The 12,969-nt window shown below is 42.0% G+C and carries 8 protein-coding genes; 7 read left to right on the forward strand and 1 reads right to left on the reverse strand.

Annotated features, from left to right (window positions below; translation table 11 throughout):
* Positions 1–106: 106 nt before the first annotated feature.
* Positions 107–4,138: a glycoside hydrolase family 2 TIM barrel-domain containing protein gene (locus tag HQ43_RS01880; RefSeq protein WP_036789096.1), complete on the forward strand. Its 4,032-nt coding sequence runs from the start codon at positions 107–109 to the stop codon at positions 4,136–4,138.
* Positions 4,139–4,744: 606 nt separating this feature from the next.
* Here HQ43_RS01880 and HQ43_RS01885 read toward each other — a convergent pair.
* On the reverse strand, positions 4,745–5,011 hold the full coding sequence (locus HQ43_RS01885; protein WP_036788912.1) for an HU family DNA-binding protein: 267 nt from the start codon (positions 5,009–5,011) through the stop codon (positions 4,745–4,747).
* 330 nt (positions 5,012–5,341) lie between these two features.
* Here HQ43_RS01885 and HQ43_RS01890 point away from each other — a divergent pair, with 330 nt between their 5' ends.
* Genes HQ43_RS01890 through HQ43_RS01915 form a run of 6 tightly spaced genes read left to right on the forward strand, consistent with a single transcriptional unit; the run spans position 5,342 to position 12,966 of the window.
* A complete protein-coding gene (locus tag HQ43_RS01890) occupies positions 5,342–8,362 on the forward strand; it encodes a tetratricopeptide repeat protein (RefSeq protein WP_036788914.1) in 3,021 nt (1,006 codons plus the stop codon).
* 23 nt (positions 8,363–8,385) lie between these two features.
* A complete protein-coding gene (locus HQ43_RS01895; protein ID WP_152567455.1) occupies positions 8,386–10,185 on the forward strand; it encodes a hypothetical protein in 1,800 nt (599 codons plus the stop codon).
* A gap of 50 nt (positions 10,186–10,235) precedes the next feature.
* Positions 10,236–10,730, forward strand: coding sequence for a GAF domain-containing protein (locus tag HQ43_RS01900; protein ID WP_052103010.1), 495 nt, complete (start codon positions 10,236–10,238; stop codon positions 10,728–10,730).
* Positions 10,731–10,769: 39 nt separating this feature from the next.
* A complete protein-coding gene (locus HQ43_RS01905; RefSeq protein ID WP_052103011.1) occupies positions 10,770–11,348 on the forward strand; it encodes an FHA domain-containing protein in 579 nt (192 codons plus the stop codon).
* 7 nt (positions 11,349–11,355) lie between these two features.
* Entirely contained in the window at positions 11,356–12,192 is an 837-nt protein-coding gene (locus HQ43_RS01910) for a hypothetical protein (protein ID WP_036788918.1), read from the forward strand.
* A 15-nt stretch (positions 12,193–12,207) separates the two neighbouring features.
* On the forward strand, positions 12,208–12,966 hold the full coding sequence (locus HQ43_RS01915; protein WP_052103012.1) for an RsmE family RNA methyltransferase: 759 nt from the start codon (positions 12,208–12,210) through the stop codon (positions 12,964–12,966).
* Positions 12,967–12,969 lie beyond the last annotated feature (3 nt).

Consider the following 12,969-nt stretch of genomic DNA (forward strand, 5'->3'; position numbering starts at 1 on the left):
AGTGGCTTGTACGAGAAATATAAAATGATTATCTTCGTCTTTCGGAAAAAGCCCACTTTGTGTGGGTTCCATTAACTCCACAAAAGACAAAATTGTAGTTATCAGTATGAAAAAATTCTTTTTATCGCTTGCTTTGTTGCTGTGTGGTGCGAGTGCCTATGCACAGCTTCACAGCTTACAAGGGTACGAGTACGGAGTGCATTCTTCTCCTACCGGGAAGGAGTGGGAAAGCCCCGAACGCCTTTCTCTGAATAAAGAACAGCCACACGCTTGGATGTTTTCTTTTGCATCCGTGGACGAAGCACGAGCTGTTTTACCACAAAATAGCAGTTATTGGAAGAGTCTCGATGGAACGTGGAAGTTTCATTGGGTCGGGAATCCTAATGAACGCCCTGTGGAGTTTTTCCGTCCGGCTTACGATGTATCCCAATGGGATGATATAACAGTTCCTTCTTGTTGGAATGTCGTTGGAATCCAAAAAGATGGATCATTAAAGTATGGTACACCTATCTATGCCAATCAGCCTGTAATTTTCCAGCATAAGGTTGCTGTTGGAGACTGGAAAGGTGGAGTTATGCGTACGCCTCCTAAAGACTGGACTACCTATAAGGACAGAAATGAGGTGGGTTCATATCGCAGAACATTTGATATCCCCGCTGATTGGACCGGAAGACGAGTTTATCTGAACTTCGATGGCGTTAACTCTTTCTTCTATCTCTGGATTAACGGAACCTATGTCGGTTTTTCCAAAAACTCCAGAAATACCGCCTCTTTTGATATTACCTCTTATCTCGTAAAAGGAGAGAACAGCGTTGCGGTGGAGGTGTATCGCAACTCGGATGGCTCTTTCCTTGAAGCACAGGATATGTGGAGACTTCCGGGTATCTTCAGAAGTGTATATCTTACATCCAAACCGGATGTTCAGCTAAGAGATTTGGTTGTTATTCCTTCTTTGATGAACGGATATAGCGATGGTCGTTTGAGCATCAAAGCAGAAGTTCGCAATCTTTCATCAAAGAGAGTAGAGAAAGGGTATAGCATCTCTTACGAGCTGTTCAAGAATAAGCTTTACAGCCAGAGCAACTCTCCTGTCGAACTCTCTAACCCTGTTTCATCTTCATTGAACAAGCTTGAAAAGCAGAGCAGAACGGTTGTAGAAACTACTTTGGATCTGAAAAAACCTGATCTTTGGAGTGCTGAAGCTCCACACTGTTATACTCTTGTGGCTAAGCTTAAAGATAAAAAGGGACGAATCATAGAGACGGTATCTACCCTTGTCGGTTTCCGTCAAGTGGAGATAAAGGATACAGAAGCAAAAGATGATGAGTTTGGTCTTGCCGGACGCTACTATTATATCAATGGTAAGCCTGTAAAGTTGAAAGGTGTAAACCGTCAAGAGATCAATCCTGAGAGTGGAAATACCATCACAACAGAGCAGATGATAGAGGAGATAATGCTCATGAAGCGTGGCAATATCAATCATGTTCGCTGTTCTCACTATTCCAACTTCCCCCAGTGGTACTACTTATGCGACCTTTATGGTATTTATCTTGAAGATGAAGCCAATATAGAGAGCCACCAATATTATTATGGTAAAGAGTCGCTATCTCACGTTCCGGAGTTTAAGGATGCTCACGTCGGACGGGTAATGGAGTTGGCTGCTGCTCATGTCAATTCTCCTTCTGTGGTGATTTGGTCTTTGGGCAACGAGGCCGGTCCCGGCGAAAACTTTGTACACGCTTACAAAGCTCTCAACAGCTTTGACCCTTCTCGTCCGGTACAGTATGAGCGTAACAATTCCATTGTGGATATGGGTTCCAATCAGTATCCTTCCATTGCTTGGACCAGAGAAGCGGTGAAAGGAACATATAAAAATATCAAGTATCCTTTCCATATTTCGGAGTATGCCCACTCTATGGGTAATGCCGGAGGTAATCTCTCCGACTATTGGGAGGCAATAGAGAGCACAAACTTCTTCTGTGGTGCAGCCATTTGGGACTGGGTAGATCAGGCTCTTTACAAGACCGATCCACAGAGTGGAACCCGATTCTTTGCCTACGGAGGAGATTTCGGAGACAAGCCGAATAGCGGTATGTTCTGTATGAATGGTATTCTTTTCCCGGACCATACACCCAAGCCTGTATTTTGGGAAGTGAAGAAGGTGTATCAGAATGCCGGTATTACATGGAAAGATCGTGACAAAGGAGAGATTGAGATCTTTAACAAGCGCTATTTTACAGACCTTTCGGATCTATATCTTACATATACCATCATAAAAGATGGTGTGCGTGAAAAGTCTGTCAGACTCGATATGCCTGTCATCGCTCCACGTAAAAAGGCTGTCATAACTCTACCTATATCCGGTATTGAACTTGACAAATATGCAGACTACTATGTCCAAGTGCAACTTCATTTGGCTAATGATGAACCATGGGCGAAGAAAGATTTTATCCAGATGGAGGAGCAACTTCTTCTTCAAACTGCAGAAGTGAAAGGCGCTATAACAACTCAGCAGCCTGTTAAACCCCAAGTAAAACAGACGCCGGAGAGTATGACCATAAAGGGAAATGAGTTTACCGTTGTCTTCGATAAGCGTATCGGCTCTATCACTTCTTTGGAATATGCAGGCAAGCAGATGCTGAAAGAGGGTACTGCTATAACATTGGATGCGTTCCGCGCACCTACGGATAACGACATTTGGATCTATCGTTCTTGGGTAGAGAATGGGCTTCACGACCTTAAGCATAAGGCTGTTTACTTTGGAAGTCATATTTCCAAGGATGGTACTGTAAAGGTTTCCACAATGGTCGAATCTCAAGCAGACGGCTCATTCCGGATAACAGGAGGATCAAGCGGACACTATAAAATAGAAAAGGTTAAGGATGAAAATAAGAGTGGAAATCCGTTCAAGTTTACCTCCAATCTTGTTTGGACGATATACCCTGATGGTTCGATAGAACTCCAAGCCAATATATCTTCCAATAAACCGACGGCAGATCTGCCAAGACTGGGCTACTATATTCAGACACCTAAGTGCTTGTCTCAATACACCTATTATGGTCTGGGAGAGCACAACAACTATGCCGACCGCAAAGCCGGAGCCTATATGGGTAAGTACAGCAGCAGCGTGGAAGAGCAGTTTGTTCCGTTCCCAAAACCTCAGAGCATGGGCAATAGGGAAGGGGTTAAGTGGGCTTCTCTGACAGATAAAGAGGGTGTCGGAATGCTCTTTGTCTCTTCCGAAAAAATGTCTGTTTCGGCTCTACCTTGGAGCGCATTAGAGATGACTTTAGCTCCGCACTGGTATGAGCTACCAGAAAGCAGTGCTAATCATATACACCTCGACAAGGCGGTGATGGGGCTTGGAGGCTTCAGCTGTGGACAAGGACCTCCTCTCAATCATGATAGAATCAAAGCAGACTCTCATGAGTATGCTCTTTTGATTCGCCCTCTCAATGGTACAAATGCCGCAGAACTCTCTAAGGTAGCTTTGTCCGATGTGAAACCTATTTCTATTGTTCGCTCTACGGATGGAGAGGTAACGCTTTCTACAGATGTGGCAAACAGTTCGGATATTCTCTATACACTTAGCTCAAGCAAGAGAATGTCTCCAATGGTGTACAATGCTCCATTTGAAATGAGAGAAGGAGGAGTGGTTACCGCATACAGCAAGCAGACTCCATGGTTGAAGAGTATGAATAGTTTTGACAAGATAAACGTTGTCAAGGTTTCTGTTGCAGAGGTTTCAAGTGAAGAGCCGGAAGTGGGTATCGCGACAAATATGCTGGATCAAGACACAGAGACGATATGGCATAGCATGTACTCTGTAACGGTAGCAAGCTATCCTCATTGGATCTCTTTCGATGCCCGCAAAGAGACAGAGCTCAAAGGTTTTACGCTATTGCCAAGACAGGACGATTCGGATAACGGTCGCATCAAAGCTTATTCCGTTCAGATCAGTAACGATGGAAAGAAATGGAGCGATCCTGTTATCACGGGAGAGTTCGACAAGTCTAAGCAGATGAAGACCGTTATGTTCAAGTCTCCTGTTCGCACTCGATACATTCGTTTCAATGCTCTTAGCTCTCACACGGGAGCAGATTTTGCTTCGGCTGCAGAGATTACATTTGTGGAATAGACCGGAAAGATTTTAGTTCCGATACAAGACATATTGTTTGATAGAGAGTCCCGGCTTTGGTTTTATACCGAGTCGGGACTCTTTTTATATAAGCCGACCAAAAGGTGTTATGGCTTCAATGCTCCGAAATCTATGCCCCTTATCGAACTTTTCCCTTGGGACAACTTTTGTTTAATAGTTATGGAAAACGGTTTAATCCGATATATAAGTTTCTTTGAAGCCTTATCGTTTTATAAATCAAGCTTTGATGTCCGGAAACCGGGATTTGATTTGTAGGAAGCAAGCCTTGCTTTATTACAGTCAGGTTTTGATTTCTTGGAATCAGGTCTTGCTTTTCAAGTTTTAACCGATTTAGACACAAAAAGGAATCTGTTTGGAGAAGATTTTATAGGCGTTTACAGGAGAAGTTAAGGCTACAATCTCAAACTGATATTATGTATTCGGACAGGATATTATACAAAAAGGAGTTGTCAGAAATCCTTTTTCTCCATGCCGTTAAAATAAAAAATAACACCTCTATTTGTAAATAGAAGTGTTACCATTAGCTTAACAGCTCAACAGCTGTGGGTATCTTAATTCTGACGTTTGGGAGTGAAAAACAAACTATTATTTAAGTTCAAGTTCACTACCCGGTTTGAAACGTACAGTAGATTTTGCAGGAATTGTGATGCGTTCTTTTGTACGTGGGTTAGTGCCGGTGCGTTTTTCTCTTTTAGTTACAGAGAATGTTCCGAAACCAATGATCGCAACCTTGTTACCAGCTTTCATTTCATCTTTCACCACTGTTTGGAAAGCATCAAGAGCTTTTTTTGAATCAGTCTTGGTTAGACCGGCTTTTTCAGCAATAGCCGCAATGAGTTCAGTTTTATTCATCTCGAAAAATTATTTGGTGTATGACATAATATAATATATCCGAAATCGATTATATCCCAAAAGTACTCTAAATGTTTTAATTAACAAAATATTAGACTGTTTTTTTTCATTCTTCTGCTCCAATTGTTGAGAAAGTAACTCTAAAGAAGGGGAAATAAGATTTCGATGAAACGTATAAATTTTTATAAAAAAGAAAGAAGAACTTGAATTTAGGGCTTTTTCTTCCGTTTCTTATTTTGTATCACAAGCACCTCTTCGGCTGGGTTAGCGACTTTTTTAGTACCTTTGGATTGTTCAAAAACTTGTTAGTATTCTTAGTACCAATCAAACATGAAGAAACGTTTTATCGGACTGATGCTGTTATTGTTGGGTGGTGGAACAAGCGTTGTTGCTCAACATCGCCCCATAGATATGCCGCACTTCGTTTCCAAGATGGGGGACTCTTGGGACGCCTACCATAGACACAATACGCTCTATGCCTCCTATAAAGTGCAGAAACCTTTCTCTTGGATAGACTCCTATATGCCTATGCTGGAGCATGAAAAAGAGTTGATTTTAGCTCTTTCTTCTGCCAAGAGCGGTGCTCTTTCGGCAGAACAGATGTTGCTTTACTTCATAGAGAAACATCCCCAATCGGCATCTGCGCTCTATGCTAAAGCCGCTTTGGGAGAGTACTATTTCTCTCAAGAGAATTACAGAAGTGCTGCCTATTGGTTGGATCTTCTCGATAGAGACTTCCTCCCGGAAGATCTTTCGGAAAGGATGTCCTACTATTTGGCATACTCGTTAATGAAAGATCGAAGAGAAGATTTGGCTTTGAATATATTTGCTCCTCTTGTTTACAGTAAGAAATATTCCAAAGAGTCTTCTTTTTATGCTGGATATATAGCATTTCAAAAAAGAGACTATCCTGCGGCTTTCAAGTACTTCAGACCGATAGAGAATGACTCTTTTTACGGGCTTTACGTTGGAGCTTACGAGGGTGAAATGCTTTTGGAGCAGGGTAAGTATAGCGATGCTCTTCCTTTGGCAGAGCGTACGATGAAGAAAACAGGAGATAGAGAGGCTGTGGCTTCTGCTTACAGAGTGGCCGGATTATCGGCTGCTCAGCTCTCTTTGAGCCGTAAGGCTCTGGAGTATCTCTCTTCTTATGTTGCCATGACAGATGCTCCGGGACGTTTGGAGCTTTTGACCCTTGGGCAGGAGCAGTACAGGCTGGAGCTGTATTCGGAGGCAATGCAGCACTTTAGAAAGGTGGCAGACGGAACGAATGACTATATGTCTCAGCTGGCACTCTACTATAAGGGGTTGTCTGCACTCTCTTCGGGAAAGCTTCAAGATGCTTATAATGCGTTCGTGAACTCTTCTCAAATAGAGGTTTATCTGCCTTTGGTTCAAGCGGCAGAGTATAATGCCGGCATGATTCTGTACAATGAACATCCGGGAGAGATAGGTGTCGGAACTGAGGCGTTGGGAAAGTTCGTCAGCAAGCACCCCCTCTCTGAGTACAGTGATAAGGCTGTTTCTTATCTTGTGGATGCTTATGGTAGAACATCCGATCATGTTGGAGCCATAAAGGAGATAGACAAGATCACTCCGTTACCCAAGGAGTTGGTAAAGCTTAGACAAAAGATCACTTTGAGTAAGGCTAACACACTGCTTGGTACAGGTAATGTGATAGCCGCAAAAAAGGAGTACGACGATATTATAACCTCTAATGGCGATGCCGAGAGCGTTGCAGAGGCTTATTTGTGGAAAGGAGAGTTGCTTCACAGAGAGGGTAACTACAACGATGCCATCAGAAGCATTCAGACCTATATACAGATGGTGCCGAAAGGGCAGGCTGTTAATCCGATAGCGTATTACAATCTGGGCTACTCTTTCTTCAACCTGGAGCGTTGGGGAGAAGCACAAGAGGCTTTTAGAAATTATCTCTCTCTTACCGGCACAACACCCGAAGCAGATCATACAAATGCTTACAACAGGCTTGGAGACATAGCGGTGATGCAAAGAGAATATGATGCTGCTTTCTCTGCATACACAACTGCAATGACAAGAGGTGGTAAGGATGCAGACTATGCTGTACTGAAGCGTGCTCATATCATGGGGCTGCGAAAGAACTATCAAGGGAAAGCTTCGGAGTTGGAGTCTTTGGTTGTCAAATATCCTAACTCTCCCTACATTCAAGAAGCTCTTTATGAGAAGGGGCGGGCATTGACGTTCATTGAAAATAATACGGGCGCAAGAACAGAGTTCTCCAAAGTTTTCAATGGTTATCCCGATAGTGATTTTGCTCCTAAAGCAGGTGTACAACTCGCTCTCTCTTTCTTTAATGACAACGATCTGAATAGAGCCGCGGATATATATGCAGAGGTCATAAGGCGTTACCCTAACAGTGGAGAAGCCAAATCTGCTCTTCAAGACCTCAAGAGTATATCCGTACGTTTGGACAGAGTAGATGAGTATTCGAGACTTGCACAACTGGTGGATCAATCCACAGGAAGTAAAAACTCCGATGAAACAGAGTCTTTAACATTCTTGGCGGCAGAACGTCTTATTTCTCAAGGTAAACAGAAAGAGGCTTTGGAGGCAATGAGACGCTATGTGGAGAGATATCCCAACGGATCTTTTAGAGATCAGGCGGAGTATCACCAAGCTTATATCCTTTATAAAGAGAGAAGATATAGTGAAGCACTTCCTATCCTGATCGCTTTGGAGAGGAGAAATAATACGGCTATTCAAGGAGATGTTTTGAAGATGTTGGCTCAGACCTATGAGCAGTCCGGAAATTATGATGCTTCAATTTCTACTTATGTACAGCTTGCAAGAAGATCTGCACAAAATAAACAAGGGGTAGAGTCTGCTCTTTTTGCTGCCTTGGCTGTGGCAGAAAAGGGAGGGGAGGTTGATATGCTACGCTCATTGGCCAAGGAGATAGAGTCGGGCAGGTTCAAAGCTTATGCTGCTTCTGCTCCGATACTGAATTATGTTGCCAAGAAAATCCTTGAAAATGGAGAGTATCAAGAGGTCTTGAACCTTACTTCTGCAGCTATGAAGCTGGACGCAAGTAAGCAAACTCTCTCTGTCAGCCAAGTATTAGAGGCTGAAGCTCAATATGGTTTGGGACGGATAGCTGTGGCTAAAAAGAGTGCCGAGGCTTATCTGGAAAAAGGGTATAATGACTCCTATTGGATTTCAAGAGCATTTATCTTGCTTTCGGATATAGCCGTTAAGCAGGGGGATAAGAATTTGGCTTTGGAGTATCTGAAAGGTGTAAAGAGCAACTATAAGCCTACCGGGAAAGATGATATTCTTTCTAAGGTAGAGTCCAGACTAAGTTCTCTTAAGTGATAAACAAGTTCAAGAGTAGTGAAATGAAAAGATATAATAAAGGTATTCTATTTGCAATATTCGGTATTGGAGTAGTTATGTATCCTTCTGTACTGGATGCTCAGACCGTAAAACAGGACTCACTGAAACGAGAGGTTGTACTTGAGAAAGAGTATGTTCCTGTTGGTAGTGTTGTTAAAAAAGAGTTCTTCAATCCTTTACCTCTAAAGCCGACAAAAGCAGCTCTTCCGGTCTCTTTTATTAAAGATGCTTTTAGTGCTGCAACCAAGTATCAGCGTCAGGAGTTGGCTCCTTTGAGAAACCTGCATCAACCGGATCAATTTCCTCAAAAAGGGTATCTCAGGCTTGCGGGAGGGTATCCTTTGGAGTATAGTGCCGCTGTCGGTGTTGCACAGAAAACCGGAGAAAATAAAATATCTTCTCTTCATTTGAGACATGAAGGGGTCGGATATGGAGCACATCATCCTGAATTTGATAACAGAACAGATAGAAGAGATCATTCTACCGATCTTCTTGCTCGTATGCGTATGCCGGCATTAGGAACGTTTGCGGATATTTCTGCTCGATTTCTATATCAAAAGAGATCTCTTTATGGGCTGACAGGACTAAAAAAAGAGGATGGAACAGCAATAGATCCGACTAAAACTCTGACACCGCCTTCTCATAATGTTTGGGGTGGTGCATTGACATTGGAGCTACAACCTAAACAGATGCTTTATGAAGATGGGTGGGCGATTTCCGGAAATGCCATTGCCTCTTTTCTTGACAAAGCAGATATTCATCGTTTGGCCGGTGGAGATAAGAGTATTCGAGCAGCGGAGTTGAATGTTTCCGCTCAAGCCATGCTCTCTTATCACTTTCGCGAGCTTTGGAGTGCCGGAGTAAAGGGATTTGTACAGCATTATCATACCGGTGGACCTACCATACAATCTTTTAGACTAAACAGACTGCTCTTTTCTGCTTCTCCATTTATTGGTATTAACAGCGAACAATATGGGGTAAATGTTGGAGTAAGGGTCTATAATCGTGAAAGTGGAATTTCCAATTTGGCAATAGCTCCGGATGTTGATCTAAGATACTCTTTTGGAGATCAACGTAAGCTGGCTCTTCGACTGAAAGCTGATGGTGGAGCGCTTCTGCCTACGCTGTATGAGCAATTGGAGCAGAATCCCTATCTGAATATTACAAGTGGAATGACTAATGCACTGAACTCCACAGCATATAGAGTGCTTTTAGGTGCGACTTATGGATCTCTAAATGGATTTCATATAGATGTTGAGGGAGGATTTGCAGATCATTATGCAATGACAGAATATGGCACTTTCTCTTATGGATATAAAGATGATGGCTATATTGTAGATATGCAAATGGTGGAAGCCAACAGGAGAAATCGGATAAAAAATATATTCCTTAATGGTTCCGTAAGCTATTATTCTCCTTATGGATTTATGCTCAAGGCTTTTGGTAGCTTTAATCGTTATATGCTGCCGGATGAGAAAGAGCATTCTATTTTGGGGCTTCCTGCATTTACTCATGGAGCTATTTTTACTTACAATGTCAAGGACAAGTGGTTGTTCAGAGCGCTTTGCTCTTCCGATATGGGAGTTACTTTCTTTTCTCCGAAGCAACCCTCCTCTGCAACTCGAGAAGAAGTCAGTCTTCCAATGTCGTTTAATATAGATCTTGGAATAACCCATACATTCAACCATAAGTACAGTCTGGGTTTGGAGGTAAATAATCTTCTTAATACTTCTACTGCAAGATGGATTGGAGCTCCTCAGAAAGGTTTGACTGCTTTGATGGCTTTTAATATAAATTTCTGATATATAATAGAGATATTTGGCTCTCGATTAAAAACGAACAGGACTTATTTATGCACACTATACCGGACGTTAAACCAACGAAAGAAAATAAGGCGGAAGTCTATGAGACTCTTTATGAGTATGTAAAAGGACTTTTGGACTCTTCTCTTCCTTTAATAACGAATATGTCCAACTTTGTTGCTCTTCTTCACCATACATTTGAGTATCACTGGACAGGTTTTTACATGATAAATAAAGAGGGAACGGAGCTTGTCCTTTATCCTTTTCAAGGACCGGTGGCCTGCACTAAAATAGGCAAAGGAAAAGGTGTTTGCGGAGCAGCATGGGAACGTGCCACTACCATTGTGGTGCCGAATGTCGACGAGTTTCCGGGTCATATTGCTTGCAGCTCTTTTTCAAAAAGCGAAATAGTAGTTCCTCTGTTTGACAACAAGGGAGAGGTCGTTGGTGTATTGGATATAGATAGTGCAGAGCTGGATACTTTTGATGATGAAGATCGAAAAGGGTTGGAAAGATTACTTTCTCTATTTTCGGACATAGTTTAGAGAGATAAGATTGAATAAATCAGTATTCCGTGTAATGATATGATAGAGGTTCATTGTCCGTTTTGCGAACGCATCCATACTAAAGAGCAATACAAAGAAGAACGAGAGGGAAGTGGTATGAGTATTACTTGTAATGCTTGCTACAAAACGTTTTATGTGTATCGTTCTAAGTTGGATCTTCCAACAGATAGAGTTAAACGTGCAGCATCTATTGTACTTTCTGAAGAGTTGGATACTACAAAGCCACACTTTACGATAGTGGAGAATATTTTTGCTTACGAACAAAAATATGCTTTACCCGAAAAGGAAGAGATTGTGGTGGGAAGAAAGAATAAAGATTCAAATGCAGATCTCCAGATTTACACTTCAGATCCAAGCATGGATCGTCTTCACTTCGTATTAGGAAAAACGGGTAGAGGAGAAAAAGCCTACTACTATGTCCGAGATAACGAAAGTAGGACAGGGACATTTGTCAATAATGCTCTTCTACAAAAAGGGGAGAAGTATAGGCTTAAAGATGGCGATGTCCTCAGTGTGGGAGCTTCTTCCATTATTATATCTTTGGGAGAGAATGAAGATGAAGAGGTGTGGGATCTTTCAGATTTTGATATAGAGTAGAAATAGAATGATAGAGGGAGAAGAAAAAAGACCTCAAGTGGAGGACAGATATTCCAGAGTAGAGATGTTTGCTTTGGGAGAGGGGAATGGTAAAGACCCAAACTCTCCCAATGTTTTGATTCTTCGGGAAGTCAAAGGGACAGCCGGCTTCCCAATACTCATTCCTTCGTTAGTTCATCCTCTGGTTAAGATGCGTCTTCGTATCGGATCTATTTTACCTAAAGAAGAGTCCGTGACGTTATTGGATGCTCTTCTTCTCCACACCAACTATCGTGTAGAAGAGATACGCATAGTAGAGGAACTTTTAGTACGAAACAGCTGTTGGATAAAAATACAAGGAGATAATTCTGAGGGAAATACTCATACATCTTATTTTGAGGCTCCTCTGTTGGATTCGGTTCTTGTCGGGATTAGAAAACGAACTTCTATATACGTACACAAAGATTTACTGGACAAGTTTAGGGATAAGCTTGTTTTCAATTCAGATCACATTATTATAAGATTGAATTTGGAAGACAGCAAGCAAAAGTCTTCTTTGATAGCTCTTGGAGAGAATAGTGGGAAAGGAAATGCTATTAGACGTGTCTTCAATGAGACTTATGCTGTCTTAGGAAAGGAAATCTCTGATGAACAGCTTGAGAGACTGCATATTTTAGAAGTCTTTCAAGAGAAGATAGAAAGTACTATTCCGGATCAGATCCCTTTGATAGACTTGTTGGCTGAAGCTGATATGAAAGATCTAAAAGAGGTCTTGGGTACTATGGTGAAGGAAGAAAAGTATGAATGGGCATCCATCCTTCATGATGTTATTAAACAGAAAGGATGTTCTGATGATATTTCTTAGTAAAGCTAAACTGAGATGAAAAAGGGAACAAGAGCTACGAAGATGATTTTTAATGAGTTGCCTTCTTTTTATTGTCCTGACGTAGAACTCTCTCCGGTGCTCTCTTTGGAAGAGTCCGCTCATGCCGTAAAGGTGCTTCGATTGCAATCCGGAGCCCGGTGCAACGTTTTGGATGGTAAAGGCAAAATGTATGCTTGCACTCTTGCAGAGGCAGATCCGAAGGCAGCAATAGTTTCGGTAGATTCTGTTATTCAGGAAATCGAAAGAGGAGAGATTTCTAAGTGTGTAGTTTGTATGGCTCCCACTAAAAACAGAGATCGTACGGAGTGGTTCATCGAGAAAGCTGTCGAACTGGGTGTTTCGGATATTATTCTTTTGCATTGTGATCGCTCCGAAAGAGAAAAAGTAAGCGTAGAGCGTCTTGAGAAGATAATGGTATCGGCAATGAAGCAGAGCAGACATCTTTTTCTGCCTTCATTGAGTGTTGGTCTTTCCGTTGAGGAAGTGTGTCGGAAATGGAAGGGGATAGAGCAAAAATTTATAGCCTACTGCGCCGAAACTTTTCCTAAGAAAGATCTTGCTTCAACCATGACAGCCGGTAGTGATAGTATAATAATGATAGGTCCGGAAGGCGATTTCACCGATACTGAGGTTCAGAAAGCAGTGGATAGTGGTTACATCCCTGTTTCTTTGGGTACATATCGCTTACGAACAGAGACAGCGGCTCTCTATGCTCTTGCGTCTTTCAGATGTATCAATGATAGAAAACAATAATTC

This window comes from Porphyromonas canoris (genome assembly GCF_000769115.1).
GTDB classification, from domain to species: Bacteria; Bacteroidota; Bacteroidia; order Bacteroidales; family Porphyromonadaceae; genus Porphyromonas_A; species Porphyromonas_A canoris.

Coding starts and splice junctions, on each gene's coding strand:
- HQ43_RS01895 (WP_152567455.1), top strand. CDS start 8,386: ATGAAAAGATATAATAAAGGTATTCTATTTGCAATATTCGGTATTGGA.
- HQ43_RS01900 (WP_052103010.1), top strand. CDS start 10,236: ATGCACACTATACCGGACGTTAAACCAACGAAAGAAAATAAGGCGGAA.
- HQ43_RS01910 (WP_036788918.1), top strand. CDS start 11,356: ATGATAGAGGGAGAAGAAAAAAGACCTCAAGTGGAGGACAGATATTCC.
- HQ43_RS01880 (WP_036789096.1), top strand. CDS start 107: ATGAAAAAATTCTTTTTATCGCTTGCTTTGTTGCTGTGTGGTGCGAGT.
- HQ43_RS01890 (WP_036788914.1), top strand. CDS start 5,342: ATGAAGAAACGTTTTATCGGACTGATGCTGTTATTGTTGGGTGGTGGA.
- HQ43_RS01915 (WP_052103012.1), top strand. CDS start 12,208: ATGAAAAAGGGAACAAGAGCTACGAAGATGATTTTTAATGAGTTGCCT.
- HQ43_RS01905 (WP_052103011.1), top strand. CDS start 10,770: ATGATAGAGGTTCATTGTCCGTTTTGCGAACGCATCCATACTAAAGAG.
- HQ43_RS01885 (WP_036788912.1), bottom strand. CDS start 5,011: ATGAATAAAACTGAACTCATTGCGGCTATTGCTGAAAAAGCCGGTCTA.